Source organism: Psychrobacter namhaensis (assembly GCF_016107545.1).
GTDB lineage: Bacteria > Pseudomonadota > Gammaproteobacteria > Pseudomonadales > Moraxellaceae > Psychrobacter > Psychrobacter namhaensis.
Genome location: NZ_JABASS010000002.1, coordinates 132,261 through 158,506 on the forward strand (window position 1 = coordinate 132,261; position 26,246 = coordinate 158,506).

The following is a 26,246-nucleotide window of genomic DNA, read 5'->3' on the forward strand; positions in this document are numbered from 1 at the left end:
CAATGCAGACTATCAGAGCCAAGCCCGCCGTAACAATGACTAAGCATTTCTATAAATCTGATGAGTTAGAAAACAGACCAACAGATAAAAAGTTTGCTCATGAACTGCTGGCGACGTCAGTGTTGACAATAATTGGCACAGCAGGGCTGGTCGGTATACATCATCGCTCGCGCAAACAACGTCATCCTGACGCAAGTTTACAAGATTATGTGACTGGCTTTCGTTCGCAGTTACCCTTACTACCATCCGCCTTGAAGCCGCAGTTAACGCGCTTGCGCTATGCTTGCCAGCAGGCAACGATAGCGTGGCAATGCGCTTATAATGCTACCTCGTTAGCGGATAAAGGTAACGGCAATAGCTCGACCAACTTTAGCGCTGTACATATCACCACCATGCTAGCGCGTCCCGTTTGTTGGGTGAGCGGTGTGGCGTCTATGCCAAAAAATATCGCATCGATAAAAGACAAAAATGCCACCACCGATGCGCATGATTTTGGGGTAGTCGGTATCGATGCAGACAGGCAAATTGTCTGGCAAACCACCATGCCTGAACGTGTCCATGATATCGTCGTTCAGCCAGATTTTCATGCACAAAGTGAGTTTGACCATAAGCCTCAAAGCCGTGATGTGGTGGTGATGGGTCGCCGTCCCAGTGAAAAATTCTGGGTACTCGATACGCAAACAGGGCAGGTAAAGACTGCCATCAAAGCTGCGACCAATCGCCATTTTTATGGTCATGCGTGCTATAGCTTAGATAGCAAATGGCTCTATGTGACTGAGAATGACACGGTCCACTTGGACGGAAAAATTGGTGTCTATGATGCTTATCATGATTACAAAAAAATAGCTGAATTCGACTCGCACGGCATCGGCCCACATGAGCTGATAATGCATCCTGATGGTGACACTTTAGTGATCGCCAATGGAGGTATTAAAACCGAACAGGCTTCTCGCGAAGAACTCAATTTAGACACCATGCGCCCTTCGCTGGTTTATTTAAACCGTCATAACGGTACCTTGCTTGAACAAATCACACCTGAGCACAATCAGATGAGCGTGCGTCATCTCGCCATGCATGATAATGGCACTGTGATGATTGGTATTCAGTTTCAGGGAGAAAGGCACATTAATGTGCCACTTGTCCTGACGCACAAACGCGGAGATCCTAATTTTAGTCCCTTAGTCATGCCGAACAATCAATGGCAGCGCTTTCATCAATATATCGCCAGTGTGGCGGTGGATAGTGAGCGTAATCATTTGTGTGTGACCACACCGATTGGTGGCTGTGCGGCAATCTTTGATTTAACGACGCGTACTTTGATTGATGTTGTCAGTTTGCCAGACTGCGCTGGGGCAGCAATAATAGCTGGCAAGACAGGCAGTAATCGGGAAAAATTAGGATTTATCGTGAGTGATGGGCAAGGTCAATTAACCACGTTATGCGTGACTCATTTATCAACGACCGCATTAGAGACTAGTGACAATATTGAGCGTGTGCTGACAGATAGCCAACTCCAGAGGATGTCTTTTGACAACCATTTGCAGGCGCTTTGAGAATGAGTTTACTGCCAGAACAGAGTACCCCTTTATTAGAGAAAGCTATTCAGTATTTGGCAAGGGCAGGGATTGAGCTATGCGTGACCAAAAAGCGCGTTAAAAACATCAATTTTCGACTAAAGCCACATTTATTGATGGTATCTGTACCAAAATTTATTAGTACGGTACAGATGGGGCAGGCTATTGCTAAGCGGGTGCCGTGGGCCATTGCTAACCACGCGCAAGTGTTGGAACAACATCAGCGCAAACAAAGCACCGCACCCGAATTGTCAACTGCTGAGAGTCCGCTTCTGTTGTGGGGTATGGCGCAATCGTTTACTTTAAACCACGATGAAAAATTGGCGTATTATCGGCGGCAACTTTCCACAGTAATGCCTACGTTATTTGAAAAGTGGCAGCCAATCGTTGGCGCTCAAGCCAATGAGATACGGTTAAAAAAAATGCATATACGTTGGGGCAGTTGCAACACGCGTGCGCGCCGAATCTGGCTCTCGGTTTATCTCCCTGCTTATCCCATTGAGTGCACCGAATATGTGATCGTCCATGAGCTATGCCACTTGCATCATGCCAATCACAGTCCTGCATTTTGGCAAACGGTGGCGACAGCGATGCCTGACTATCAGCGCTGGCATAACCTATTGGCCGGTAAAACGGGCCAGTTAGACTAGGCACCTCACGTAAACCATGTAGAATGTTTGAGTAAGCCTGTTATGATAAGACATAGCGGTAGTGGTAGTTTCATTTAAATAATGCAGTTAGGCATACAAGGATGTCATATGGAACAGGTCAGTCAAGCCGAGTTTTGGCAGCAGCGTTATGAGCAAGACAGCACTGGTTGGGATATGGGTAAAATATCACCGCCACTCAAAGCCTATATTGATCAGCTACCTGAGAGTGCCAAAAATCAAGCCATTTTAGTACCGGGTGCAGGCAATGCTTACGAAGTGGGCTACTTACACGAGCAAGGTTTTACCAATGTGACATTGGTTGATTTCGCGTCTGTCCCAATTGAGGCGTTTGCTGAGCGTTATCCGCATTTTCCCTCTAAGCATTTAATCTGCGCGGACTTTTTTAGTTTGTCAGATGAGCAATATCAATTTGACTGGATACTTGAGCAGACGTTTTTTTGTGCGATCAATCCAGCAAGACGTGATGAGTATGTGCAGCAGATGGCGGCGCTGCTTAAGCCTAACGGTAAACTGGTGGGATTACTATTCAACAAAGATTTTGGACAAGCAGAGCCGCCATTCGGTGGCACGCAAGCGGAGTATCAGCAGCGTTTTGCCCCCTATTTTGATATTGAGATTATGGAGCCGAGCGATAACTCGCATCCAGCACGGCAGGGCAGTGAGCTGTTTATTAAGATGCGCATAAAAGACTGATCTCACGCTCCATATTTTCTCGAGCTTGTTGCTCTAATCGCTCATAGTAATATGAGGTGAGATAGAGTTTGGGATGCGCTAATAGTTTCTGTAACACCGTCACTCGACCGATTCGGTAATCGTTGACGGAAATATGCGCGTACTCTTGGCGTACCGCTCGCGCATAACGTTCATACTCAGGCCAAGGCGTCCCTAAAATACTTAAGTCCATATCTAACAAGTAGGCCGCATCACTGCGTTTATCATCGTCTGTCAATTCGTTAAGTTGATGAGTGGCAGTCATTAGAATAAGCGCATAGATATATCGACATTGCTCATCATTCAGATATCCCTTTAACTTATCTACTGCGTGTTCAGCGCTTTTGAGCTCGTTGTCTGAGCGTATCGGATGGTATATTACATCGTGGTAATACAGCGCCAAAGCGATGAGATGTGGCTTGTGGAGATGCGAGACAATCTGTTCGAACTGTTCAAACAGCTGCCGCACGTGACGTAAAGTGTGATAAGCGCGCTGGGTTTCGTTGTAACGAATAGCGATATCTCGCCACAGTGTTTTTGTCTCGGTCGGTAGGACATCACGGTTGATCGCAGATAAATGCTGAGCAAAACGATTGCCCAGTTCAGTACTTATTTGCGAAAATTCGTGCATATTTACCCTGCTTTTTATAGTGACGACGACTCATTATGATGGTTAACTTTTATTGGCATCCTCTTCAAAAGCTTGTTTAAACACTTTACCAAGCAAATTGACATCATCGACACGGGCATAATTTAGACGGGTGACAAAAGCGATATGACGATGTGGTCCTTCCTCTGCTAGTGGCACTGCAACTGCGTTGCGGTTTTGCAGATGCAACTGATCCAGCGCCATCTCAGGTACCAACGTCGTACCCATATTGGCGAGTGCCATCTGAATTAAGGTATTAAGACTGGCATCAGAAAAACTGGATTTCATCTGCGCGCGGTCAAAGTGACAGACAGAGAGCGTTTGGTCAGTCAAGCAATGACCTTCACCCAATAGCATAAGATTGGCAGTGGCCAGCTCATCAGCATCAATAGTATCCAGCTTGGCGTGCGCATCATTTTTTGGAAACACCGCAAAAAAGTCTTCACTCCAAAACTCAAAGCTGTGCAGCCCATCTACGGCATAAGGGAACGCAATGATCGCGGTATCAATATGTCCATAACGTACTTGCTCGAGCAGGCGCTCTGTTTGTTGTTCAACGATGGTCATACGAAATTCTGGATAGTTTTTTCGTAGCGCAGGCAACACTTTTGGGAGCAAGTACGGGGCGATGGTGGGAATAATGCCAACCGTCATCGGGTACGCGAGCGGCGATTGATGGCTGTGCGCTCGTGTGGTTAAATCATGTACCTCAGAAAAAACCCGCTGCGCCCGGGTCAGAATATCTTCACCGATAGGGGTGATTAAGACCTGTTTGTTATTGCGTTCAAAAATTTGAGTGTCCAGCTGTTTTTCTAACTCTGCGATTCCCAAGCTCAGCGCAGATTGTGAAATATTACAGTCTTCTGCCGCCCGTTTAAAATGACGGTGCTTAGCGACTGCTAAGGCAAATTCAAGTTGACGTAAAGTAATCATAAAACCTCTCTGTTAATGGGCTTTTATCGCAATTGGTTCCGTTGTGTCATCCGATAGATGAGTACCCTATCATTTGTTTTGAAAATTTCTAATAATTCTAATAAATAGGTACTTACGTATAGTACACTGATGATGAAAAGCGGAGATAATAGTTTAACAAGTTTAATAAAACAAAACATCACATTAAAAACTTTTAACTGGATTAACGATAGAATTCGCGTATAGTTTGTCAGGTAGCCCAGAGTATTAAAGGCTTAATTGAAACAAACTTATAAATAAATTTCGTTTAACTTAACTATAAAGGAGCCAATCATGGCGTCTATTATCAATCAAGAAATCCCAGAATTTTCAGCAGAAGCATATGTAAACGGTGAGTTTAAAACCATCACCTCAGAAGACGTTAAAGGCGGTTGGGCTATTTTCCTATTCTACCCAGCTGACTTTACCTTTGTTTGCCCAACTGAGCTTGAAGACATGGCAAGCCACTATGAAGAGCTAAAAGACTTAGGCGTAGAAGTTTACTCAGTATCAACGGATACCCACTTCACGCATAAAGCATGGCATGACTCTTCAGACGCAATCGGTAAAGTAAACTACCCAATGATCGGCGATCCTACTGGTAAAATCACTCGTGGCTTCAACGTCATGATTGAAGAAGCTGGTTTGGCTGAGCGCGGTACATTCTTAGTGGATCCTGATGGCTTAATTCAAGTCGCTGAAATCCATGCTGGTGGTATCGGCCGTAGTGCAAAAGATATGCTACGTAAAGTTAAAGCGGCACAATATGTTCGTGAAAATGATGGCGAAGTATGTCCAGCAGCTTGGGAACAAGGCGGCGATACGCTAAAACCAAGTCTTGATCTTGTTGGTAAAATCTAAGAACAAGGTTAGTCTAAAATTAGTTAGTCTAAAATTAAAAGTATCTTAGTATTTATCCCATAAAGATAACTATTAAAATATGACAAAGGCTCTATCGGCAATGGTCGATAGAGCCTTTTTTAGCACTGCCAAAAACGGGCTTGCCTCAGTAAGCTAGTGCTTTATAAAACTCCTTTTATTTTTAACACAATTTACTGTGCGTTAAGTTGGGATAGGTTGCTTACATCACCATCACATACTGTCACGTAAGGCTGTTTGTCTTGTACGTCTGAGTCGTTATGCTAGTCATAAATAAATGAGTAAGAAGTAGCCTTGAGCATAAGTCTAATAACGGCTCGAAACCTAATGTGCAAAAACAGTGCATATAAATCGGGCGGAAAAAGAGCCGCATAAGCGCAAATATAAACAAAGCAAAGTAAGACAAAAATTTGCGCCTTAAGACTTTCTAGGTTAATGAATAGTAAAAAAACATTAAAAAAAGGAGTGGTTATGAGTACCAATCAAACATCTGATAAAGAGTTCCCTAAACAGCAGCAGTCATTACCTGGTTCACAGCAGGAGCAAACGCCAACCCCTGAAGTCTTACCGCGCGACTATCCAAACGGTAAACTTGCTGGAAAGGTGGCGGTGGTCACGGGCGCGGATAGTGGGATCGGCCAAGCAGTCGCGATACTGTTCGCCAAAGAAGGCGCAAATGTGGTGGTCAGCTATCTATGCGAAGACGACGATGCCAATATTACCAAGCAGCATATCGAGTCCTACGACCAGCGCTGCCTTTTGGTCGCCTCTGATTTATCGCAAGAATCTAACTGTCAGGCGCTCATCGATGCCGCTATTTCTGAATTTGGCCAAATTGATATTTTAGTCAACAATGCAGGTATGCAGGTTGAGCAAGAGTCGCTCACTGACATCAGTAGCGAGCAGTTTGATAAAACCATTCACACCAATTTTTATCCGCATTTTTGGTTGAGTAAATTTGCGTTGCCACACATGAAGGCTGGTAGTAGCATCATCAATACCACCTCCATTACCGCCTATCGTGGTAGTGACCGTTTAATTGATTATGCTTCCACCAAGGGCGCGATTTTATCTTTTACGCGGGCGTTGGCCAATAACTTAATGAGTGAGAAAAAAGGCATCCGCGTCAACGGAGTGGCGCCAGGGCCTATTTGGACACCGCTTATCGTAGCGTCATTTAGTCCTGAAGAAGTAGAAAGTTTTGGACAAACCACGCCTATGGGACGTGCCGGTCAGCCCAATGAAGTAGCCCCTGCTTACTTATATTTAGCAAGTGACGAGGCAAGCTATGTTACTGGACAAGTCATGCATGTGAATGGCGGTGAGATTATTGGTGGGTAAGCATTGGTTAATGACAGGGTTAGAAAACCACCAATAAATCGTCCTAAATGATCAATAAAATAGCCGCCTATGTGTCAGTTAATTATTTAACCACGCACATAGGCGGCTACTTACTCGCATAAAGCAATGACTGCAAAGCGTAGGCAGGCTAGCTCAAAGATTGTAGTTTGTTTTTTTCAATGGCTTTATAAATTTCATCTTTCAGGTATAGCTTTCGTCGCTTCATGTGCTCTATTTCTTCGTCACGACTGGCATGTTGTACCACGTCTTTTTCAAGTTGATTGATTTTCTCATCAAGCTGAGTATGCTCATCGAAAATATTCGCAAAGTGGCTGTCTTTCTGCTTAAGTTCAGCAATAACTTCTCTATTGTCTTGCCTAGTATCAGTCTTTCTCATCGGGTCATCCTTGTTATAAAACGCAATATTGCAGTAAGCAAACGCGTATTTCGTTAAGATTTTATGATTGTGAGACTTGATTCTTACGGGGCTTTATCGCATTTAAACTAACAGCGATAAGGCCAATACAAGCAGAAAGGGCTTTTAATAAGCACACGTAAAAGCTGATCTGCCGTAAGCTCAATAGGAATAATTCCTATCGACCTCTTTTGATTGTAGCGAAAAAAGTACCTTGTTGCTATGGGTATACTCTGCCTATGGTTTTAAATTTAATTATTTATAACGTTTAATGATTGGTTTTATAAAACGTAAAGTTTGAGTTTCTCAGCTTGTCTAAACACTTGGAACCTATGATAATAGAGACATCAAAAGGCATAGGCCTATAGAGTATTAGACAAATTATTAGTAATACAGAATTCATATTTGAACGGGCGACATGCAGTTGCCGTTACATATACAGTAATAACGAGGAACAAACATGATAGATCAAAACTTATTAGATGCAGTCAAAAGCTATAGCGAAAATATGACCCGTCCGATTACCTTTGTATTGGGTAGCGGCGAACATAGTAAGCGTGCTGAGTTGATTGATTTTTTGACTAAAATTGCAGGCACTACTGATAAGATTAATTTTGACGTAGAAGCAACTGATGAGAGCTTACCGAGTGCGATCAGCTTTAAAGTGGTCAGTCACCTTGATGGCGCATTGAGTGATACGGGTATTGTTTTTAGTGGTATCCCAGGTGGGCATGAATTTACGTCATTGATTTTGGCAATTTTGCAAGCGGGTGGCCACACCTTAAAGTTGGATGAAGGTATTCAGAAGCTTATCAAGCGTTTTAATAAGCCGCTCCAGTTCCAGACTTATGTGTCACTGTCTTGCCATAGCTGCCCTGAAGTGGTACAGGCTCTGAACCAATTTGCGCTCCTCAATAATGACATCAGTAACGAGATGATCGATGGCGCGTTGTTCCAAGAGCAAGTTGATGCCAACAATATCCAAGGCGTACCCGCTGTGTTTTTAAATGGTAAACCTTTTGCTAATGGCAAAATTGACACGGCTAAGTTAATTGAAAAGCTACAAGAGCAATATCCTGACTTGTTAGCTGATGCTAACGAAGAGGATGCTGAACAGCTAGAGCAGCAAGACGTGACTATCATTGGCGCAGGTCCTGCAGGGGTGGCTGCCGCTATTTATACGGCGCGTAAAGGCTTAAAAGTGACCATGGTTGCTGACCGTATCGGTGGACAGGTTAAAGACACACAGGACATTGAGAATCTAATCTCTGTCCCTTTGATCACGGGTAGCGAGTTATCTGCAAATTTTGAAAAACATTTGCAAGAGTACAACATCACTCTCAAAGAGCACGTTAGGGTCAAAGAGATTGATGAGACCGAAGATGAAAACTATAGTATCCACCTAAATACGGGTGAGACATTTAAGACTCGCAGTATTATTCTAGCGACTGGTGCTCAATGGCGTAAGCTGGGTGTACCAGGCGAAGAAGAAAACATTGGTCAAGGCGTGGCGTTTTGTGCTCACTGTGATGGCCCGTTTTTTAAAGGTAAAGAAGTGGCGGTCGTTGGTGGCGGTAATTCGGGTATCGAAGCTGCGTTAGATCTGGCGGGTATCGTCAAGCATGTCACCGTGTTCGAGTTTGCCGATGAGCTAAAGGCTGACCAAGTATTGATCAATAAAGCCAAAGAAAAGGCCAATATTGATATTATTGTTAGTGCCGCTACTAAAGAAATCAAAGCGGCCGACGGTAAAGTCAGCTCAATCGTCTATGAAGACCGTAACACTAGTGAGACCAAAGAGCTTGATCTGGCAGGGGTGTTTGTACAGATCGGTCTAGTGCCTAATACAGATTTCATTAAAGGGTTTGTCGATTTAAACCGCTTTGGTGAGATTGAGATTGATGAGCGCTGTCATACAGATCGCAAGGGTATCTTTGCTTGTGGTGATGTGACTACCGTACCATTTAAACAGATTAACATTGCGATGGGCGAGGGTAGTAAAGCGGCATTGTCTGCATTTGAGTACTTGGTTATGCAGTAGTTTTCCACTGATACTTTACTAAAAATTTGAACCCCTGAAGTCATAGTAGACTTCAGGGGTTTTGTTTATTGAGTAACAATGAAGCACTAATCAGCTAGTATGCCAGCCACCGACAGGATGTCTCCTGCTTCATCTTCTTTAATAATACGGGTTTCTTCTAGGGCGGCTTTTTGCCAAGCTTGTACATGTGGATGGTTTAGTAGCGTTTGGCAGTATTGCTTGGTGATTGGCTGTAGAGTAAGGTTGGAGGCTCTAGCGTAGGTGTTTAAACGCAGAACCACGGGAGCAAAAAAGACATCTGCAGCCGTGAACTCACCGAATAGAAAACTGTCTTCTGCCCGTCCTTTTAAGCAGTGGTAAGTTTGTGTGGCTCACTATCAATCGTCTAACAAATCCATTTGCTTGGCGGCTTCATAGATACCGTTTGAGCGGTTACCCGTACGGCAAAATATCAACATGGGTTGTTCCGCTTGATTAAAGAAATCTGCAAACGCTTCGACGTGGTTTTGATTGAGCTCATTACCAGCAAAAGATATCTCCTTATAAGCAAGACCGGCGTCTTTAGCAGCGGCTTCAATTTCTGCGCTGGTTGGTTGATTTGGTTCTTCACCATCTGGACGGTTATTAATGATGGTTTTAAAGCCATTTTCGGCAATCATCGGTACTTGGTCAGGGGTGATTTGTCCAGTAAAGCTCACTTGATGGCTCATAAGAGCTCCTTTTTATTGTCTATGTAAAAAAATGATCAGTTTGGGTGGAAAGTACAGAATCTAAGCCTAAGCTGTATGGGCAGTTTTCTAAAGATGAGGTGTGTAAGCGTCATGACCGTTTTTATAGCCGTCTCTACAGCAACCCTTGCATCAATGCACTTTGGTAAAGCAGTTTAGCACGGGCACCTGTCCCGCAAAACATGAGTATGGGTTTGGGCATGGCACGATAAAAGTCAGCAAATTGCTCGACAGTCGCTCGGCTCAACCGCTCCTCGTCAAATGGTAAATGATGATAGGACAAGTTGGCTTTTGCAGTCGCATGGGCAAAATCGACGCTATTAGGCTGCGTCTCTGTTTCAGCGTCAGGACGAATATTGAGCACAGAACGATAACCAAGCTCAGCAATTTTTACGCATTGGCTCGGATAAATTTGCTTATAAATGGTTAAATTATCGGTCATAAGTCAGTTCGGCCATATATGTTAAAAGGCAGTAGATTTTAGCGCATTAGGGTTAAGAGCCATGTTTGGCAGTGATGATCTATAAAGACCAGAATAATTTAGCATAACACAGCTTTTAGTATATCTACATTTTGTCACAGCCGAGATGACGATTATTGATTCAATAACGTGCGGTGTCTAGTGCTATTAGACATCTTTTAATGCGTTTACCGCATCCATGGTACTGAGATAAACGTGTCCTGACAGATGGGTGATAATCGGCGTATGCTCAATGATATCCATCACAGGTCCTTTAATAAAGCTAAAATTTAGGTGCTTGTGCTGGCCCAAAAGCTCTTGGTTGAGGCTAATAAGCATCTCTTGTCCCGTCAAATCAATGTGATTGACCGCTGACATAATAAGAATAATCTCACGAGCTTCTGGATACTGCTGGGTGGCTTGGACGACACGGCGATGGACGGATTCGCTATTACCAAAAAATATGCTTTCATCAATACGCAGCATCAACAGATTACGAAACGTCACCACGTCATGACGATTGATATTACGAAAGTGCCCCGTACCTGCCAATTGACCCACAATAGCAACGTGCGGCTTGCTTGATTGCCAAATCAAGCTAGCAAACGACACCATCAGACCAATGACCAAACCCGTATTTAATCCAAATATCAGCACACCCACAAAAGCGGCCATAAAGCTGGCAGCGTCTAAGCGGTCTCGCTGCCACGCGGATTTGAAGGTCGTCATATCAATGAGACCGATGATAGACGCCATGATGGTTGCGCCTAGTAAGGCATAGGGGAGAGGGGCTAGTAAGTTACCAAAAGCAATTAACGCGGCAATCATGACCAGCACTGTTGTCAAACTAGCGACCGGCGTTTTGGCACCTGAATCGACATTGATCGCGGTGCGCGAAAAGCCACCAGCGACCGTAAAGCTTTGAAAAAAACCACCTGCCATATTGGCAAGCCCCAAGCCCGTCAGCTCACGGTTGGCATCAAAGGATTCCCCGCGCAGGCGTGCATAATTGCTCGCAACTGAGCTACTGGAGACAAAAATAATCAGCGCCATTAGCCCAGCGCTAGGTAACAAATCTAGCACTTCATCAAAGTTTGGCACATAGGGGATAGTAAAAGTTGGTAGCCCTTGCGGAATACGACCAATCGTAGCCACGCCACTCGTTGTCCAATGCAAACTGACACTCAGGACGATGGCAATACCAAGTAGAATAAGCGGGAATAAGCGCTCTGCCCATTTGGCATAGGCGGATGACAACCAAGACTGCCATACCCATTTACTGCCGTAGCGATTGGCAACCAACAGGACAAAGGCTATCACCCCAATAAGCAGCGTCAGCGGCTGTAGCTGGTGGGCATACCTTTGCATGCTGGACAGATAACCAATCAAACCGTTTCCTGCAATGGGAATACCCGTCAAATACTTAAGCTGACTGATAAAGATCAGTACGGCCGCCCCACTGATAAAGCCCGCCGATACGCCGCGACTGATAAACTGCATAATCCAGCCAAGCTTGAGCCGACCCGCCAACCATAGTAGGACGCCGACCATCAACGACAACAAACTTGCCATCAATACGTACTGCTGAGCGCCCTGCGATGCATAAGGGTGCAGGCTGCTTGCCGTCATAATTGCCGTGATAGCAACAGGCCCCACCGCTTGGACATTGCTTGAGCCTATCCAAGCATAAACCATGACGGGCACGATCGCGGCATACAGTCCGTAGACGGGTGGTAACCCTGCTAGCACCGCATAACCTAAGCTTTGTGGAATGACCAGCACACCGACGACCAGCCCAGCAATGACGTCAGTCGGCAAGGCAGACAGTTGATACTGACGTAACCAAGTAGGAAACAGTCGCGCGGCGATAGAAAGCATAGCAATACGTCATCACAATAAAGAAAATTAATTAAACATCAGAGTTAAGCCAGTAAGCTAACGGTCGGTTTTTGCACAAAATCGTTGATAGAGCAGCTCCAATACCGCTAACGCGTCGTCGCTTGCAATACTGTAGTAAATTTGCTTGCCTTCTCGGCGGGTTGAGACCAACTCATCCTTACGTAGGATACCCAGCTGCTGCGATAAGCTTGGCTGTCCAACACCGACGAGATCTTCAAGCTCGCTGACGCAGTACTCACCTTGAGTTAGCTGACACAACAGCAATAAGCGATCAGGGTGGGACAGCGACTTTAATAATTGGCTGGCTTGCATCGAGGCCTGTTGCATTTGTTCAGCCAAGTCTTTGGGTGTGACCTCTACGACGCGTGACGACATAGTATCATTAGGGTTGGTCGTAGATGTGCTCAATGCTGAAGTAGTCAGAGCGAGCTCCTTATATGAGACATAATTAAAAAGAGTAGAGATTATAAAAAATACAGTTAATTATCAATGATCTCGCCAGTGATATCAAGTTATAGTTATTTACATTATATAAATTGATAAAATGTATAGTAGTTGCTATATTGATGTGTATCAATAATAAGCAGGTATAGGCAAGTATGATAAGTGAGCCCATATTATACTGAAGAATCTGTTGAAAAATAAAACATTCTGATAAAAGCAACGAGGTAGCCATGCAAGTTCATTCATTCTTACATAGCGACACAGAAACCTATACGCACGTACTGGCGGACGTTCAGCAGCAAGTATGTGCCATCATTGATCCAGTGTTGGACTTTGATGCCAAATCGGGCAGCACTGGCAGCAGCAGCGTTGATGAAGTCATTGAGTTTGTAAATGAGCACGGTTGGAAGCTGCTCTATATTATCGAGACTCACGCGCATGCAGACCATTTGTCAGCTGCGATCCATGTAAAAGAAAATCTTGGTGGGAAGTTAGTCATAGGCCAACATATCACCGAAGTACAAAAAATATTTAAGCAAATTTTTAACTTTGATATCAGCTTTCGTACCGATGCCAGTCAGTTTGATATTTTGACAGATGACGGTGAGACATTAGCGCTTGGTAGTATTACTATTACTGCGATGTACGTGCCGGGTCATACGCGTGCTGATATGGCTTATGTGGCTGCTGATGAAGAAAAAACAGTGGTGTTCGTGGGCGACACTTTGTTTGCTCCTGATGTGGGGACGGCGCGCTGCGACTTTCCAGGAGGGGACGCCAAAACGCTGTACCAGTCTATCCAAAAGCTGTTGGCACTCCCAGAAGATACCGTGATGTACCTGTGTCATGACTATCCCAGTAAGGGCCGTAAACACTGCCCAACGACTACTGTCGCTGCGCAAAAACTGGGTAATATCCACGTTAAAGATGGGATTAATGAAGCTGAGTTTGTGCAGATGCGCGAGCGCCGCGATGCGACTTTGGAGATGCCGCGCCTGATCATTCCAGCAGTGCAAGTTAATATTGATGCCGGTCACTTTCCAAAGCCAGAAGACAATGGTACTCGATATTTGAAAATACCGATCAATATGCTCGGTGAATAAACCCGACAGTATAATGAGAGACAGTTGTTACCTAATACTTGAACTATAAAGGACACAACCATGAAAATGAATGTCGGAAGTACTGAACGGTTACTACGTATTATTGCTGGTGTCGTCATTATCGGCTTGGGTTTGTATTTCCAAAGCTGGTGGGGTGTAATTGGCTTAGTTCCTTTACTCACAGGACTGTTCCGCTTTTGTCCGCTGTACAGTATGCTTGGGATAAATACTTGCAAGCGCTAAGTGTGACAATAAAGGGGGAAGGCAGTGAATCCGTACGAGCGTTATGTGTTGCCAAAGCTGATAGATGTCGTCTGTAGTACGGGCAATGTGACGAAAGCGCGGTCTAAAATTGTCCCTCAGGCGCTAGGCGAGGTATTAGAAGTTGGGATTGGCAGTGGTCTGAATTTGCAATTTTATGATTCCAAAAAAGTCACTTCTATTATCGGTATCGACCCAGCTTCTCAGATGCAGACGCTGGCACGTAAACGAACAGCTGACATTAACATTCCAATTGAAGTGATAGCGGTGGATGTCCAAGGCATTCATGCTGATACCGATCGATTTGATACTATTGTGATGACCTTCACCTTATGTAGTATCGATGATCCAGTAGCCGCAATTAGAGAAATGGCACGCGTACTAAAACCTGACGGTCGCTTACTATTTTGTGAGCATGGCTTAGCGCCAGACCTTTCTATTAAGCGCTGGCAGTATCGTTTAACACCTTTTTGGAAACCGATGGCAGGCGGTTGTCATCTAGATCGTGATATTCCAGCGATAATTAGAGCAGGTGGTTTTGTCATCGACGAGTTGAGTGAGGAGTACTTGCCCGGTCCACGACCGATGAGCTACGTATATAGTGGCGTGGCACACCAAGTGTCATAGATAATGAGTATGAACAATTATGTTAAAATTGCTTGGGCAACAAACCTGTGTAGACAGCTTTCATTTGCAAATACCAATAGTGAATTTTTAAAAAAGCCAAACGATTAGAACAATTAAAATAGGAATCAAATTATGAGCGAGCAAAGTTTTCATCTAGTATGCCCACATTGCCAAGCGACCAACCGCGTTCCCGCCGCAAAAATAAATGCGGCACCAAATTGTGGTAAATGTAGCCAGCCGTTATTAACTGGCAGCCCTCACGAGTTGAACGCACAAACGCTCAATAAAGTCATTCAAAAAAATGACGTGCTGACCGTCGTTGATTTTTGGGCGAGTTGGTGTCAACCGTGTCTTATGATGGCACCGCAGTTCAAAGCGGCTGCCAGTCAGTTACCGCAAGTGGTTTTTGCGAAGATACAAACAGATAAGTATGAGCAAGCGGCAGCCCCTTATAATATTCGCAGCTTACCCACCATGGTGGCGTTTAGAAACGGTAAAGAAATCGCCCGGCAGTCAGGCGCCCTACCTAGTGACCAAATTGTTCAGTGGGTACAAAGCCTGCAATCATAACCGTTAGACTGTAATCATGAATAAAAAAAGCCAACATGCTTAGCGCATATTGGCTTTTTTTCGTTAACACTACTTTGAAACTGTCGATATGGCTTATTGAGTACTACTCGCCATAAATTTTGACACCGTTTGCAAAGCTACAGCGCTGAATACGGGCAGACTGAACTATTGCATCACGCTCGCCATACAGGCGCGATAATTTTGCATCGCGAGCTTTGGTATCGCTGCTCTTACCCACACCAAAACTGATGTTAGGTGAGATCCCCCAGCGTCCTGCAGACACCCCAACCCCGACCCCTGAGGCGGATAAGGTCGATTGCTCATTGCGCGCCGCTGCCACATAACGATTGACACGGGCGTACTCTTGGCTGAGTGCTTGGCAATCATAGTTTTGATAAGTACTGGGCGGCACATACTGCGGTGTGACAGTGCCAGTAGAGGCACAGCCTGAGAGACCGAAAATGCCCGCTGTTACCAGTAGTGACGCTGTAGTAAGAGTTTTCATAGTGGCTCCATTAGGCTAAGTTACTGTATGGTAAGTATTTAAGATAGCAAAAATCACGGGATTAAGATATTGATTATTCAAGATTTTTAACCCTAACACGTTGATGATTTTTGTCGTTCTAATACGACATACTTATCAAAATAAATTTGCAGGTTTGGTGATCGCGAGTATGACGATACCAACATACGCCACAGCGGCAATAAGAATACCTGTTTTTCTTTGTCCAAGCGTCGCCTGATTATTAAAGGCTTTTATACTCGCACTAATGGCTGCCACTAATAAGATGATTTTGGCAAATACCCACTGTACAGGGGCGCTTGCGCTCATCAGCTGCATGAGCATGACGGCCCCTGATACGATAATTAGCGCATAAATTATGTGAGTGGCTATTTTGACCGCACGTGGCGCTTGTCTATTTGTACTTAACACCAAGTAGCTTTGGTACAAAAACAGCACAATGATTAGTACCGCCATTAGCATATGTAAATGTTTCATTAAATATTGCGTCCTCTAAAAATGCAGTTTTCGAGCGTGTTTATAGCATCTCATCATTGTATAAAAAAGGTTGGGACAAATGACTCTTCTAAACTTTGTTTTGTCCAGCACATAACGGGCTATCAGGGCTTTGACCTTGCCATTCTGTTGGGGTGTAGGCATGGATAGCCAAGGCATGTACTTGCCCACCTTGGGAAGTTAGGAGCGAGTTGACCTGTGCATAGACTAACTGGTGACGAGCGACCAATCTTTTGCCTTCAAAGGCGTCACTGACAATAGTCAATTTAAAGTGACTTTCTTTGCCTTCAAAATAGCCAGCATGATTCATTGACTCATTGACCAGTTCTAGATGTTGCGGTTGCAAAGCCTGTAGCTCAGCGACAAGCGCATCGGCGGTAGGTGTGTTACTCATAACAATCCTTGAATGTACGTGACTTAATAATACTTAGCAATCTGCGATGACAAATGCTGTTTATTATAGCAGAGGCTGTGAGTGGTATGGCATGCTATTAAACGAGATGTGTTGCTAAGATAAGCGGGTGGTTAAACAGTAAAAAAGCAGAGTACAGCTTAATAGTGTGGACTCTGCTTTTATAAGTTAGGCGTGCTGACTAAAAATACAACGTCTAACCATCCTGATTAACGACGCGCCTTTTGATACAGTGGCATGACTTTGGGCATCAATGCTTGTAGCTGCGCAATACGATTGCTGCTGGTTGGGTGAGTGCTTAGGAATTGTGGCGGCTCGCCTTGGCTGGCGCGCTGCATTTTTTGCCACAAGGTAATCGCGGCTTGTGGGTTGTAGCCTGCGCGTGCCATTAACTCCAAACCAATTTGATCGGCTTCAGCTTCTTGTGTGCGGCTGTGCGGACGGCTCAAACCCAAGTCACCTGCGACGTTCGCTAGCTCAGCCTGTCCTTGTGATAGGCCAAAGATGCTGGCAGCAACACCGATGCCGGTCTGTGTGGCGTACTGTCGTGATAGGCGCTCACGTGAGTGCTCACGGAGGGCGTGCGACATTTCATGACCCATAATCGCTGCAATCTCATCATCCGTGAGATTTAGGCGGTCAATGATACCTGAGTAAAACATGATCTTACCACCTGGCATAACAAAAGCATTCAACTCATTAGATTTAATCGTATGCACTTCCCATGGCCATTTTGCGGCATCTGGGCGATAGACGCCAACTTGACCCACTAAGCGATTAGCGATGTTTTTTAAGCGATTAAGCTGCGCTTGGTTGGTGTCCAGCACGCCGCGTGCTTTTGCTTCTTGCATGGTTTTAGCATAGCTTTGCGCTGATAACTGCAACACTTGCTCGCTTGAGACCAAAAGGAGCTGCTGGCGATCAACGCCAACGGCGCCAGTACTAGTTGTGCTCGAACAACCCGTCAAAGTCAGTGCCGACAATGAGGCGGCCATCACAGTGGTGGTCAGTAATTTTTTCATGCTAAACATCCTCGCTATAAATATTAAAATAAGTGAGACAAAAAGGTGAGATGAGCAGTAGACGAAAAGGCAGCCTTTTATTGATGTTCTACCTGCTTTTACCAATCTACTGAAACAATAAAATTTTACCTCAACAGCCATTAGCCATAAGTATAATAATGTTAACAGGTCAAAACCAATGCAGGAATAGTAACAACGCAGCATAGGATTGTAAGTCACAGATGAGAAGTGAAATAATAGTGAAATTATTTGGGCGGTAATAGATGCTATTAAATCAATAGCTTATGCTAGATACTCGTATAAAATGGCAATTAAAATCACATTACTCCGAATTAATTTTAAAAAAAGTGTTGACACCCTCAAAATATTTGCTAAAATAGCCAGCCTATCGAGACGGAGCAGTTGTTAACAACGCTACGCATTGATATTAAGCGGGAATAGCTCAGTGGTAGAGCATAACCTTGCCAAGGTTGGGGTCGAGAGTTCGAATCTCTTTTCCCGCTCCAAATATGGCTTGAAAAAGCGCAAAAGCCTCACTTTATAGTAAGGCTTTTTTTATGGGTAAAATTTGAGCTAGGCTGATGATTAAGGATAATATAATTAACTTCTCATCGACCATGCCACAGTTTTGTTGCCTATCCAGTTGACCCAGCTAACGGGAAAAAAGCGCAACTGTAGTCTAATCAAATTGGCCATGACCCCTGGCACCACTAAAAACTCTCGGTTCTCTACGCCTTTCAACATAGATCTGACCGCCGCTTCAATCTTTAGTTCACCGGCGAGTTTTTTCATACCGATACCAGCTTGCGCCATCACGCCAACTTCAGATTGGGTAAGCGGGGTATCTATCGGCGGTGGCGCGAAGACGGTGATGTCGATACCGAGTGGCTTCCATTCAAAGCTTATTGACTGCATCATGCCCCAAACAGCAAATTTCGATGCACTGTACGAGCTATAACCGTAGCTGCCAGTGAAGGATGACATGGAAGCGGTGACCATGACTTGATCACCCCGTGATAAAAACGGACGTACGGCAGCCAGTACGTTGCGCGTACCAAACACATTGATATTCATCACACGCTCAAACTGCGCTTGAGTCATCTCATCAAAGGCCCAAGGCCCTGTCACACCAACAAAGTGCATTAAAATATCTGGTGACAGTCGCTCAGCCGCCGCTGCGATTTGCTTGGCTGTCGTATCGGCATCGGTCACGTCCAACGCATAAGTGGCAATCGAGGTGTTATATTTATTCAATCCCTTGAGTATGGCTAAAGCTGCATCAAGCGGTTGCACATCAAACAACACCAAGTTTGCGCCTTGATGGATCAGCTGTTTGGCCGTTTCGAAGCCGATGCCGGAAGCCGCGCCAGTGATATAAATATTTTTATCCGTAAAATATCCCATCAGACACCGTCCTTCTGCATTCGGTCGGTCGGTAAGGAGCGCCTTTGTAACGTTCCAAAGGTTGTCTCGCCCATTAAATGACTGACTTTATGACCAGGAATAAGCCAGTAGGGCGTGGCTTCACTACTTGGTGCGCAGTTGGGAAAGTCTTGATTGCTAGAGGGTCCAGCAATGGTCTTTTCGACGACCATCGAGATATATTGGTCGTTACTGCCTTCTAGGGTGTTACCGTTTAGGATGACCTCCATCCCTGTGTTTTTGGCGTAGCGTCGAATGGCATTAACGTTTGAGTTCATTGGCGCATAAGCATCAGCGCCGACACCATTTTCTGAAGTGACACGGATGCCATCTGGCACGCGTGCGACTAGAGAGTGATTGCCCTCGGTATGTCCGGGGGTATGCACCAGCGCCAAGCCTTCGCCTAATTGAATACTGCCAGTAAATGTAATCACTTTGTTAGGATCCACGCCCTCGATGCCGTTAGGGCAATACCACTCCGCTTGGACGGGCAGCAGCGCAGTGGTGCTCTGCCATTCTTGCTCATGTATCAATAGCCGAGCGTTAGGGAAATAGGCAGCTCTGTCGGTTGAGCCATCAGTGTTGGTAGTGCCTAGCCATCGGCGGATGTCTTGGGTGTGCAAGTGATCGTAGCTAATATAATCAACATCTTCTGGGGCTAAACCGATCTCAGCTAAAGCGCCAGCCACATCACGGATGATAGGCGCCACCACCTTTTCAAGTGGTGACCAATTTGGCATTTTTTCTGTTAATTGCTTAAAAAAAGGCGTTTCTCGATCGGCTTCGATATCAGAAGGAGAAAACAGCAGGGTCTTTACTTCACCCAAACAATCATAATATTGAATGATAAAAATACGGTTTAGGATATGTAGGTAGGGGAACTTATAGGTGCTTTGGGTATAGACACCGCTGTAGGCATACCACGTGGGATAGGGCACTCTGACCATGTCAGCGCTTTGATAAAACAGCACAGGCGCTTCATCCATAAAGCGCTCTCTAAATACCACTGCTTGTCTGCGCGCCGCTTTTAGACGCTCTTGAGGCAATGGGCTTGCGCGAACATGATCGAATTCGCGGATGGCTTTCATGCCCAACGATGATAAATCCATATTGCATCTCCTTATGACTGATGGATATCTCTGCAGATTATAGTAGCAACATTGTTTTGGTCTTGGTAGCGTTTTTAGAAGACGGTTAAATTTGCGGAAACAGGCTTATCAGAAATCATCCCAGTAGGGATCATCACCGAAACGCTCGGCAATAAAGTCAATCAGATAACGACAACGCTGCGATAAAAATCGGTTTTTCGGGTAAACAGCATAGGCGTTGAGCGTGGGTAGCTGATACTGCTGAAGAGTGGGCACCAGCTCGCCACGTGCCAATCTTTGGTAAGCGATAAAGGTCGGGATAAAGGTAATACCATGACCCTTGACCGCCAGATCCACTAAGAACTCACCATTGGTGGCTTTGATTTTAGCATCGATTGTATGATGATGCTTTTTGCCTTCAGCATCCACCAGGTCTATACTATTGGTTTGACCGAGACTATATTGCAAAAGCTCATGATCTTCTAAATCTTCTAGCGTCTCAGGCGTGCCCATCCTTGCTAGATAGTCAGGACTGGCGCAAATGACACAACGAATCAATGCCAGCTTTTTTGCTTGATAACTAGAATCTCGCAGCTCTCCAATTCGAATCGCCAGCTCATAGCCTTCTTCAATCAAATCGATACGCCGATCGGAAAAATCCAACTCAAAGTTGAGGTTAGGATGCTGGCTGGCATACTCATCAATCACATCATTCAGATGCATAAGGCCAAATGACAAAGGGGCTGTCATCTTTAGCGTGCCCTCAATGCGTGTGGGTGCGCCACTGGTTTGCTCGTTGAGGGCATCAACGGCACTTAAGATACTGTTTACTTGTTGATAATACTGCGCACCTGTCTGGGTCAAGTGCGATTGGCGTGTGGTTCGGCTAATAAGCTGGCTGCCCAAACGTGTCTCTAACTCTTTGAGACGGCGGCTCACGGCTGACTTGGCAATATTTAGCTGCTCAGCTGCTTTGGTAATACTCCCTGCTTCGACGATACGTACAAACATCGCCATATCTTCTAACTGTCCCATCTCTATCGCCTCATGATTGTTCTAAAATCAAGAACTTACATTTGTCATTATTGCTGTTTATCCGTTTATGGTCAACATTTATACTGGTGTCATTCTTTGGTAAAAAACGTATTTACACACATTTATTGGATAATCATGATGGACAAATTACAACAGCTTAGTGCTCCCATTGGTCGTTTGCTTTTATCGATGATTTTTATTTTTTCAGGCTTCAACAAAATGACGGGATATGCGGCCACTCAAGGCTATATGGAGTCAATGGGTGTGCCAGGTATGCTATTACCGTTAGTCATCGCGCTTGAGCTGTTTGGCGGTATTGCTATTTTGCTTGGGTTTAGAGCGCGCTTGATTGCTGCGTTGTTTGTTGGCTTTAATATTGTCTCAGCGTTCATCTTCCATCAGTTTTGGCTTGACGCGTCACAAATAAATCCTTTTATGAAAAACATCGCAATAGCAGGTGGGTTTTTGATGATTTTCGCTCACGGCCCAGGTGCTTACTCGATTGACAATAGTCATACTCGCAAAAGCTCAGTATAGTAAATATCTTTGGTTATTATTAATAAGGAGTCACTATGAGCGCATCCATAAAGATTGCCCTAATAATCGGTAGCTTGCGAAAAGCGTCAATCAATCGCAAGTTTGCACAATACATCGTGTCGCAAATGCCCGAAAACGTCACAGTTGAAGAGGTGCGTATTGCAGATTTGCCGCTTTATAATCAAGACTATGACGATACAACGATAGACAGCTACGAGCGAGTCCGTCAGCAGTTAACAGCGGCTGATGCAGTTTTGATTGTCACGCCAGAGCATAACCGTACTATGCCAGCGGCTCTAAAGAACGTGATAGATATTGCCTCCCGTCCATATAAAGAAAGTGTCTGGAGGCATAAAAAAGTCGCGTTGGTAACCGCATCGCCAAGCAACTATGGCGGCATCAATAGTGGGCTTGATGTACGCAAAAGTATGCAGATGCTCTCAGCACACATGATGGTTAGTCCTGAAGTGTATCTTAGCCAAGCGACTGACAGTTTACATGAAGACGGTCGCGTCACAGAGCGAACCCAGAACTACCTGCAAAAATTTATCGATGAATTGGTAGCTTTTGCAGGAAGCACTGGTGCCTAACGCCATCTCTGACCAAACGCATAATTGCACCAGTAGCACTAATACTGGTCAGGATAGTGCTCACGGTAATGACCAGTTGCCACCGCCAAGCTTTTGGCAGCGCAACCGAGCGCCTGTGTTATTGACCATAGTAGGCGGGGCGATTGATACCATCGGTTTTATCGCCTTGTTTGGGTTTTTTACCGCCCATGTCACGGGCAACTTAGTGATGGCAGGGAGTGGCTTGGTCAAAGGTGAGAGTGGCCTATGGATTAAACTGGCTGCTTTGCCACTATTTGTGTTGACAGTGATGGTGACCAAGACTTTTATCGATAAGAGCAAAAAACAGACAGTGATATTGAGTCACTTATTCTTCGCCGAAGCGTTTTTTTTGGCGGCCTTTATGGTCGCAGGCTTGTACTATCAGCCCTTTGTAGATGCAGGTGACATCACAGTGGCGATAACGGGCGGACTGGGTTTGATTGCCCTTGCGATACGTAACACAGCAAGTAAAACACTGATCAAACACATGAGCCCGACAGTGCTGATGACTGGCAACACCACGCAGTTGGGTATCAATTTGACTGACTATGTGAACAAACGCACTACCGAAAATGCCAAAAAGCTGGGTCATAGTGCAACGTTGGTTTTTAGCTTTTTGATCGGAGCATTAGTCGGGGCGCTTTTATATCTCAAGCTGAGCTTTTGGGCGGTTGGGTTATTTGTACTGCCTGTCTTGTATTTGGCGGTTTTAGCACGTGATAAAGCATTTTTACGCGATATTGGTTAAAAAGATGCACCATTAGCCATCGCTAAAATTTTAGGACTTTCTAAGCGGGATTTACGTACTAAGCAGTACTTACTTAGAAAGGGACACTATTGTTCTATAAATAAGAATAGTTATTTGCAAAAAACTGAGTTTATCGATTTATACACAATAATTATAATAGACTCATCGTTCAAGTATGCTAATAAATAAAAACTTATATAAGTTTAAAATATGATAAATAAGGATATACCATGAACGCAATCTATCATGCCGCAGACTCGCGTGGCGATGCCAACCATGGTTGGCTCAAAAGTAAGCACACCTTTAGTTTTGCTAACTATCACAACCCTGAACGTATGGGTTTTGGCGCATTGCGTGTCATCAACGACGATTTTGTGATCGGTGGTCAAGGCTTTGGCAAGCATTCACACCGTGATATGGAAATCATCAGTATTCCCTTGTCAGGTAAGCTCAGTCATGGTGATAACATCGGTAATGAAGGGGTGATTGAGACAGGTGAAATCCAAGTCATGTCAGCGGGGATGGGCATTACGCATAGCGAAATGAATGGTGATGCCAATGAGCCTGTGAGGTTTTTACAGATTTGGGTCATCCCTAATGTCATGAACGTGACGCCTCGCTATCAGCAAGTGCGCATGGATGACATCATGCAACCGAATGAGTTTAATCAAGTACTGTCACCAAACGTTGACGATGCTGGCGTGTGGATTCATCAAGATGCTTGGTTTAGCATGGGTGATTTTGACAAAGGTGTGACGCCGACTTATCAGTTAAAAGATCCTAACAATGGTGTCTATATTTTTGTGATTCGCGGTAAAGTCGTCGTAAACGGTCACACTTTGGACACTCGTGATGGCCTAGGCATTTGGGATACGAGCGATTTTACGATGGTGACAGAGGAAGATGCGAAGGTACTGGTCATGGAAGTGCCTATCACGCTTTAAATGCTTTTCACTGAGGCTTTATATGGGTGTTAACAGATTCATTTCTATTGACCATCAGCCGTGTCCAGCTCCCTGTGTGGGAGTGCTCGCTGAGTAGTTTATTAAGCTTAATGTGTGTTAGTGACATCACACGCTAAGCAGTCGCTGATAATAAGAGGTGCATAATGAGCATTAAAACCCTAAAGCCAAGGTTGGCAGAGGTTGGTGGTATTCTAATCGCACGATTGTTACCCAATAAAGGCCATCAACCGATTGGTGCTTGGTGTTTTTTGGACCATGCTGGCCCAGTTGCATTTGCTGAAGATGAGGCAGGCATGCAAGTTGGTCGTCATCCGCACACCAATTTGCAGACCTTTAGTTGGATGTTAGAGGGCGAAGTGCTACACAAAGACAGCTTGGGGAATGAACAAGTCATCACCAAAAACCAAGTCAATGTCATGACAGCAGGTACGGGTCTGACGCAAGGTATCAGTCATACGGAACAAAGCGTCTTTCCAAATACTGGCGGCTCACCAGATGCAGCTCATGGCCTGAGTATGGTGCAGCTGTGGATTGCACTACCGACCGATCAGAAAATTGAGCGGAGCTTTCATCATTATCCAGCGCTACCCACTTGGCGCGAGCAAAGCACTGAAATGGTTCTCACGACAGGGAGTTATGTCAGTGTATCAGGCGAGCGTTATGATGCGCCGACCATACAATACTCAAAAATGGTCGGTATCGATGTGAATTTCTTAGAAGATGGAGAGGTTGCGCTTCATTTAGAGTCAGGCTTTGAGTATGGTATCTTGGTGACAGAAGGGCAGATCGAGTCTGAGGGCAGTATCTGCGAAAAAGATCAATTGTTTCGCTTCCATGATGCGGATATTGCTGGTCGCCATCGTATCAAGCTGGTTGCAAAAAAAGGCACACGGATCATGTTTATCGGCGGTGAGCCTTTGAATAACCAAGTGCTGCTGTGGTGGAACTTTGTCGCAGACAATAAACAAGAAATCGAACAGTCCATCAGCGACTGGAACAATGGTCATGAGCGTTTTGGTGAGGTTGACTCTACTATGGAGCGTCTGCCTGCCCCAAAACTGCCTATAGGCTTTAAAGGCTAACTAACCAGCGGTTACTTATTAAATTATCTTTCAGAAAATTATATATAGTTAAGTTTATTTACAAAAATGAACTAGGGTTTTGATTGAATTATTTCCATAATGGCGCAAATTAACCATCCTGTTTTACACTCATTTGTTAACCATAGGGGTTGGCAAAGAATCTCAACTAGATTTGAATAACTTATACAATAATGTGGAGAAGCACTATGTCAGATTTACAAACACTACAGCAGTTAGCAGAGAAACGTCGTTCTATCTATGCGCTAAGCGATCAGTTGCCAGTCGCCAATGACGAAATTGTTCAGCTGGTTGAGCATGCTATCTTGCATACGCCTTCATCGTTTAACTCACAGTCAACGCGTATCGTGGTACTGTTTGGTGATGACCATAAAAAACTGTGGGATATGACCGAAGAGACGTTGCGCGTCATCGTTGGTGACGAAGAGGCGTTCAAGTCTACCAAAGATAAAGTAGCTGGTTTTAGAGCGGGCGCTGGTACTGTGCTATTCTTTGAAGATCAAGCGGTCGTTAGAGGCATGCAAGAAGCGGCGCCTTTATATGCGGAAAACTTCCCAGTGTGGTCAACCCAAACCAATGCCATGCATCAGTACGTCATTTGGACGGCGCTCGCCAGTATCAATGTTGGGGCAAACTTACAGCATTATAATCCTATCATTGATGAAAGAGTGGCTCACGCTTGGAACATTGATGCAGACTGGGAGCTCAAAGCGCAAATGGTGTTTGGCGCTATTGAACAGCCAGCCGGTGACAAAGAATTTAAGCCAGTCGGTGAGCGCCTAAAAGTGTTTGGTGCATAGTTCAAATGATAGGCCCACGCTAAACAACTTCTGAGAATATGGGGTGTGGTTGATATACAAAAAGAGAAAGTAAAAAAGCGCGGCTCAACGAAAGGTTGGGCGGCGCTTTTTTATCTAAAAAGGTCTAAAGAAGAAAGGTTTAATCTAACAACGAATAGCTTTTC

At 44.8% G+C, this 26,246-nt stretch carries 31 protein-coding genes and 1 tRNA gene; 17 read left to right on the forward strand and 15 right to left on the reverse strand.

Features of this window, described 5'->3' with window-relative positions; translation table 11 throughout:
* The first annotated feature begins 2 nt into the window (after positions 1–2).
* The 3 genes from JFC06_RS02440 (at position 3) to JFC06_RS02450 (ending at position 2,938) form a co-directional block, all read left to right on the forward strand.
* Entirely contained in the window at positions 3–1,553 is a 1,551-nt protein-coding gene (locus JFC06_RS02440) for a DUF1513 domain-containing protein (RefSeq protein WP_198333849.1), read from the forward strand.
* A 2-nt stretch (positions 1,554–1,555) separates the two neighbouring features.
* Positions 1,556–2,224 carry a M48 family metallopeptidase gene (locus JFC06_RS02445; RefSeq protein ID WP_198333850.1) on the forward strand — a complete coding sequence of 223 codons (669 nt, stop codon included), beginning with the start codon at positions 1,556–1,558 and terminating at the stop codon, positions 2,222–2,224.
* A 108-nt stretch (positions 2,225–2,332) separates the two neighbouring features.
* Positions 2,333–2,938, forward strand: a complete 606-nt coding sequence (locus tag JFC06_RS02450) for a methyltransferase domain-containing protein (protein ID WP_198333851.1) — start codon at positions 2,333–2,335, stop codon at positions 2,936–2,938.
* Here the strand turns inward: JFC06_RS02450 and JFC06_RS02455 are convergent.
* Both JFC06_RS02455 and JFC06_RS02460 read right to left on the reverse strand, forming a co-directional pair.
* A complete protein-coding gene (locus tag JFC06_RS02455) occupies positions 2,916–3,587 on the reverse strand; it encodes an HD domain-containing protein (protein WP_198333852.1) in 672 nt (223 codons plus the stop codon). The genes JFC06_RS02450 and JFC06_RS02455 overlap by 23 nt on opposite strands.
* Before the next feature lie 42 nt (positions 3,588–3,629).
* Complete coding sequence (locus tag JFC06_RS02460; protein WP_198333853.1) at positions 3,630–4,538, reverse strand: hydrogen peroxide-inducible genes activator; 909 nt, start codon at positions 4,536–4,538, stop codon at positions 3,630–3,632.
* Positions 4,539–4,850: 312 nt separating this feature from the next.
* Here JFC06_RS02460 and ahpC point away from each other — a divergent pair, with 312 nt between their 5' ends.
* The gene (gene ahpC / locus JFC06_RS02465; protein WP_198333854.1) at positions 4,851–5,417 is read left to right on the forward strand and encodes an alkyl hydroperoxide reductase subunit C; all 567 of its coding nucleotides are present in this window, start codon (positions 4,851–4,853) and stop codon (positions 5,415–5,417) included.
* Positions 5,418–5,900: 483 nt separating this feature from the next.
* Positions 5,901–6,776, forward strand: a complete 876-nt coding sequence (locus JFC06_RS02470) for a glucose 1-dehydrogenase (RefSeq protein WP_406947915.1) — start codon at positions 5,901–5,903, stop codon at positions 6,774–6,776.
* A gap of 148 nt (positions 6,777–6,924) precedes the next feature.
* Here JFC06_RS02470 and JFC06_RS02475 read toward each other — a convergent pair whose 3' ends face one another.
* Entirely contained in the window at positions 6,925–7,173 is a 249-nt protein-coding gene (locus JFC06_RS02475) for a YdcH family protein (RefSeq protein ID WP_193005283.1), read from the reverse strand.
* A 478-nt stretch (positions 7,174–7,651) separates the two neighbouring features.
* Here JFC06_RS02475 and ahpF point away from each other — a divergent pair, with 478 nt between their 5' ends.
* Positions 7,652–9,232, forward strand: coding sequence for an alkyl hydroperoxide reductase subunit F (ahpF, locus tag JFC06_RS02480; protein WP_198333856.1), 1,581 nt, complete (start codon positions 7,652–7,654; stop codon positions 9,230–9,232).
* Positions 9,233–9,318: 86 nt separating this feature from the next.
* On the opposite strand, the gene JFC06_RS02485 is transcribed toward ahpF, so the two are convergent.
* The 5 genes from JFC06_RS02485 to JFC06_RS02505 form a co-directional block, all read right to left on the reverse strand.
* Positions 9,319–9,513, reverse strand: coding sequence for a glutathione S-transferase family protein (locus JFC06_RS02485; protein WP_227670091.1), 195 nt, complete (start codon positions 9,511–9,513; stop codon positions 9,319–9,321).
* A gap of 96 nt (positions 9,514–9,609) precedes the next feature.
* On the reverse strand, positions 9,610–9,942 hold the full coding sequence (locus tag JFC06_RS02490) for a TIGR01244 family sulfur transferase (protein WP_198333857.1): 333 nt from the start codon (positions 9,940–9,942) through the stop codon (positions 9,610–9,612).
* A 133-nt stretch (positions 9,943–10,075) separates the two neighbouring features.
* Entirely contained in the window at positions 10,076–10,402 is a 327-nt protein-coding gene (locus JFC06_RS02495) for a beta-lactamase hydrolase domain-containing protein (RefSeq protein ID WP_198333858.1), read from the reverse strand.
* 186 nt (positions 10,403–10,588) lie between these two features.
* Positions 10,589–12,298: a SulP family inorganic anion transporter gene (locus JFC06_RS02500; RefSeq protein WP_198333859.1), complete on the reverse strand. Its 1,710-nt coding sequence runs from the start codon at positions 12,296–12,298 to the stop codon at positions 10,589–10,591.
* A 57-nt stretch (positions 12,299–12,355) separates the two neighbouring features.
* On the reverse strand, positions 12,356–12,694 hold the full coding sequence (locus JFC06_RS02505; RefSeq protein ID WP_406947913.1) for an ArsR/SmtB family transcription factor: 339 nt from the start codon (positions 12,692–12,694) through the stop codon (positions 12,356–12,358).
* Positions 12,695–12,993: 299 nt separating this feature from the next.
* On the opposite strand from JFC06_RS02505, the gene JFC06_RS02510 reads away from it, so the two are divergent.
* From JFC06_RS02510 to trxC, 4 genes are all read left to right on the forward strand, one after another.
* A complete protein-coding gene (locus JFC06_RS02510; RefSeq protein ID WP_198333860.1) occupies positions 12,994–13,866 on the forward strand; it encodes an MBL fold metallo-hydrolase in 873 nt (290 codons plus the stop codon).
* Between the two features lie 60 nt (positions 13,867–13,926).
* Positions 13,927–14,109, forward strand: a complete 183-nt coding sequence (locus JFC06_RS02515) for a YgaP family membrane protein (RefSeq protein WP_193005290.1) — start codon at positions 13,927–13,929, stop codon at positions 14,107–14,109.
* 24 nt (positions 14,110–14,133) lie between these two features.
* Positions 14,134–14,754, forward strand: a complete 621-nt coding sequence (locus tag JFC06_RS02520) for a class I SAM-dependent methyltransferase (RefSeq protein WP_193005291.1) — start codon at positions 14,134–14,136, stop codon at positions 14,752–14,754.
* 132 nt (positions 14,755–14,886) lie between these two features.
* Positions 14,887–15,324, forward strand: coding sequence for a thioredoxin TrxC (trxC, locus tag JFC06_RS02525; RefSeq protein ID WP_193005292.1), 438 nt, complete (start codon positions 14,887–14,889; stop codon positions 15,322–15,324).
* Positions 15,325–15,427: 103 nt separating this feature from the next.
* Here trxC and JFC06_RS02530 read toward each other — a convergent pair whose 3' ends face one another.
* The 4 genes from JFC06_RS02530 to JFC06_RS02545 form a co-directional block, all read right to left on the reverse strand.
* A complete protein-coding gene (locus JFC06_RS02530; RefSeq protein WP_193005293.1) occupies positions 15,428–15,829 on the reverse strand; it encodes a hypothetical protein in 402 nt (133 codons plus the stop codon).
* Between the two features lie 135 nt (positions 15,830–15,964).
* Positions 15,965–16,324: a SirB2 family protein gene (locus JFC06_RS02535; RefSeq protein ID WP_193005294.1), complete on the reverse strand. Its 360-nt coding sequence runs from the start codon at positions 16,322–16,324 to the stop codon at positions 15,965–15,967.
* Between the two features lie 88 nt (positions 16,325–16,412).
* Complete coding sequence (locus JFC06_RS02540; RefSeq protein WP_193005295.1) at positions 16,413–16,736, reverse strand: BolA family protein; 324 nt, start codon at positions 16,734–16,736, stop codon at positions 16,413–16,415.
* Positions 16,737–16,963: 227 nt separating this feature from the next.
* Positions 16,964–17,776: a M48 family metallopeptidase gene (locus JFC06_RS02545; RefSeq protein WP_193005296.1), complete on the reverse strand. Its 813-nt coding sequence runs from the start codon at positions 17,774–17,776 to the stop codon at positions 16,964–16,966.
* A gap of 431 nt (positions 17,777–18,207) precedes the next feature.
* On the opposite strand from JFC06_RS02545, the gene JFC06_RS02550 reads away from it, so the two are divergent.
* A tRNA-Gly gene (locus tag JFC06_RS02550) sits at positions 18,208–18,282 on the forward strand.
* Between the two features lie 94 nt (positions 18,283–18,376).
* Here the strand turns inward: JFC06_RS02550 and JFC06_RS02555 are convergent.
* From JFC06_RS02555 to JFC06_RS02565, 3 genes are all read right to left on the reverse strand, one after another.
* Positions 18,377–19,180 carry an SDR family NAD(P)-dependent oxidoreductase gene (locus tag JFC06_RS02555; RefSeq protein WP_198333861.1) on the reverse strand — a complete coding sequence of 268 codons (804 nt, stop codon included), beginning with the start codon at positions 19,178–19,180 and terminating at the stop codon, positions 18,377–18,379.
* Positions 19,180–20,307, reverse strand: coding sequence for an MBL fold metallo-hydrolase (locus JFC06_RS02560; protein ID WP_198333862.1), 1,128 nt, complete (start codon positions 20,305–20,307; stop codon positions 19,180–19,182). Before JFC06_RS02560 ends, JFC06_RS02555 begins: the two co-directional genes overlap by 1 nt.
* Before the next feature lie 108 nt (positions 20,308–20,415).
* Positions 20,416–21,321, reverse strand: a complete 906-nt coding sequence (locus tag JFC06_RS02565; protein WP_193005299.1) for a LysR family transcriptional regulator — start codon at positions 21,319–21,321, stop codon at positions 20,416–20,418.
* A 138-nt stretch (positions 21,322–21,459) separates the two neighbouring features.
* Here JFC06_RS02565 and JFC06_RS02570 point away from each other — a divergent pair, with 138 nt between their 5' ends.
* The 6 genes from JFC06_RS02570 to JFC06_RS02595 all read left to right on the forward strand — a co-directional run bounded on the left by JFC06_RS02570 (position 21,460) and on the right by JFC06_RS02595 (position 26,082).
* A complete protein-coding gene (locus JFC06_RS02570) occupies positions 21,460–21,858 on the forward strand; it encodes a DoxX family protein (protein WP_193005338.1) in 399 nt (132 codons plus the stop codon).
* A 35-nt stretch (positions 21,859–21,893) separates the two neighbouring features.
* On the forward strand, positions 21,894–22,448 hold the full coding sequence (locus tag JFC06_RS02575; protein WP_198333863.1) for an NAD(P)H-dependent oxidoreductase: 555 nt from the start codon (positions 21,894–21,896) through the stop codon (positions 22,446–22,448).
* A gap of 76 nt (positions 22,449–22,524) precedes the next feature.
* Positions 22,525–23,217 (forward strand): YoaK family protein, encoded by a 693-nt coding sequence (locus JFC06_RS02580; protein WP_198334030.1) that lies wholly within the window; start codon positions 22,525–22,527, stop codon positions 23,215–23,217.
* Between the two features lie 230 nt (positions 23,218–23,447).
* The gene (locus JFC06_RS02585; RefSeq protein WP_198333864.1) at positions 23,448–24,161 is read left to right on the forward strand and encodes a pirin family protein; all 714 of its coding nucleotides are present in this window, start codon (positions 23,448–23,450) and stop codon (positions 24,159–24,161) included.
* Between the two features lie 164 nt (positions 24,162–24,325).
* Entirely contained in the window at positions 24,326–25,264 is a 939-nt protein-coding gene (locus tag JFC06_RS02590) for a pirin family protein (protein WP_198333865.1), read from the forward strand.
* A gap of 206 nt (positions 25,265–25,470) precedes the next feature.
* A complete protein-coding gene (locus JFC06_RS02595; RefSeq protein ID WP_198333866.1) occupies positions 25,471–26,082 on the forward strand; it encodes a nitroreductase family protein in 612 nt (203 codons plus the stop codon).
* Positions 26,083–26,246: the final 164 nt, after the last annotated feature.

What these genes read in the sequence shown, in the direction of transcription:
- JFC06_RS02440 (WP_198333849.1), top strand. Translation starts at nt 3, where the DNA reads ATGCAGACTATCAGAGCCAAGCCCGCCGTAACAATGACTAAGCATTTC.
- JFC06_RS02445 (WP_198333850.1), top strand. Translation starts at nt 1,556, where the DNA reads ATGAGTTTACTGCCAGAACAGAGTACCCCTTTATTAGAGAAAGCTATT.
- JFC06_RS02450 (WP_198333851.1), top strand. Translation starts at nt 2,333, where the DNA reads ATGGAACAGGTCAGTCAAGCCGAGTTTTGGCAGCAGCGTTATGAGCAA.
- JFC06_RS02455 (WP_198333852.1), bottom strand. Translation starts at nt 3,587, where the DNA reads ATGCACGAATTTTCGCAAATAAGTACTGAACTGGGCAATCGTTTTGCT.
- JFC06_RS02460 (WP_198333853.1), bottom strand. Translation starts at nt 4,538, where the DNA reads ATGATTACTTTACGTCAACTTGAATTTGCCTTAGCAGTCGCTAAGCAC.
- ahpC (WP_198333854.1), top strand. Translation starts at nt 4,851, where the DNA reads ATGGCGTCTATTATCAATCAAGAAATCCCAGAATTTTCAGCAGAAGCA.
- JFC06_RS02475 (WP_193005283.1), bottom strand. Translation starts at nt 7,173, where the DNA reads ATGAGAAAGACTGATACTAGGCAAGACAATAGAGAAGTTATTGCTGAA.
- ahpF (WP_198333856.1), top strand. Translation starts at nt 7,652, where the DNA reads ATGATAGATCAAAACTTATTAGATGCAGTCAAAAGCTATAGCGAAAAT.
- JFC06_RS02490 (WP_198333857.1), bottom strand. Translation starts at nt 9,942, where the DNA reads ATGAGCCATCAAGTGAGCTTTACTGGACAAATCACCCCTGACCAAGTA.
- JFC06_RS02495 (WP_198333858.1), bottom strand. Translation starts at nt 10,402, where the DNA reads ATGACCGATAATTTAACCATTTATAAGCAAATTTATCCGAGCCAATGC.
- JFC06_RS02500 (WP_198333859.1), bottom strand. Translation starts at nt 12,298, where the DNA reads ATGCTTTCTATCGCCGCGCGACTGTTTCCTACTTGGTTACGTCAGTAT.
- JFC06_RS02505 (WP_406947913.1), bottom strand. Translation starts at nt 12,694, where the DNA reads ATGTCGTCACGCGTCGTAGAGGTCACACCCAAAGACTTGGCTGAACAA.
- JFC06_RS02510 (WP_198333860.1), top strand. Translation starts at nt 12,994, where the DNA reads ATGCAAGTTCATTCATTCTTACATAGCGACACAGAAACCTATACGCAC.
- JFC06_RS02515 (WP_193005290.1), top strand. Translation starts at nt 13,927, where the DNA reads ATGAAAATGAATGTCGGAAGTACTGAACGGTTACTACGTATTATTGCT.
- trxC (WP_193005292.1), top strand. Translation starts at nt 14,887, where the DNA reads ATGAGCGAGCAAAGTTTTCATCTAGTATGCCCACATTGCCAAGCGACC.
- JFC06_RS02530 (WP_193005293.1), bottom strand. Translation starts at nt 15,829, where the DNA reads ATGAAAACTCTTACTACAGCGTCACTACTGGTAACAGCGGGCATTTTC.
- JFC06_RS02535 (WP_193005294.1), bottom strand. Translation starts at nt 16,324, where the DNA reads ATGAAACATTTACATATGCTAATGGCGGTACTAATCATTGTGCTGTTT.
- JFC06_RS02540 (WP_193005295.1), bottom strand. Translation starts at nt 16,736, where the DNA reads ATGAGTAACACACCTACCGCCGATGCGCTTGTCGCTGAGCTACAGGCT.
- JFC06_RS02545 (WP_193005296.1), bottom strand. Translation starts at nt 17,776, where the DNA reads ATGAAAAAATTACTGACCACCACTGTGATGGCCGCCTCATTGTCGGCA.
- JFC06_RS02555 (WP_198333861.1), bottom strand. Translation starts at nt 19,180, where the DNA reads ATGGGATATTTTACGGATAAAAATATTTATATCACTGGCGCGGCTTCC.
- JFC06_RS02560 (WP_198333862.1), bottom strand. Translation starts at nt 20,307, where the DNA reads ATGGATTTATCATCGTTGGGCATGAAAGCCATCCGCGAATTCGATCAT.
- JFC06_RS02565 (WP_193005299.1), bottom strand. Translation starts at nt 21,321, where the DNA reads ATGGGACAGTTAGAAGATATGGCGATGTTTGTACGTATCGTCGAAGCA.
- JFC06_RS02570 (WP_193005338.1), top strand. Translation starts at nt 21,460, where the DNA reads ATGGACAAATTACAACAGCTTAGTGCTCCCATTGGTCGTTTGCTTTTA.
- JFC06_RS02575 (WP_198333863.1), top strand. Translation starts at nt 21,894, where the DNA reads ATGAGCGCATCCATAAAGATTGCCCTAATAATCGGTAGCTTGCGAAAA.
- JFC06_RS02585 (WP_198333864.1), top strand. Translation starts at nt 23,448, where the DNA reads ATGAACGCAATCTATCATGCCGCAGACTCGCGTGGCGATGCCAACCAT.
- JFC06_RS02590 (WP_198333865.1), top strand. Translation starts at nt 24,326, where the DNA reads ATGAGCATTAAAACCCTAAAGCCAAGGTTGGCAGAGGTTGGTGGTATT.
- JFC06_RS02595 (WP_198333866.1), top strand. Translation starts at nt 25,471, where the DNA reads ATGTCAGATTTACAAACACTACAGCAGTTAGCAGAGAAACGTCGTTCT.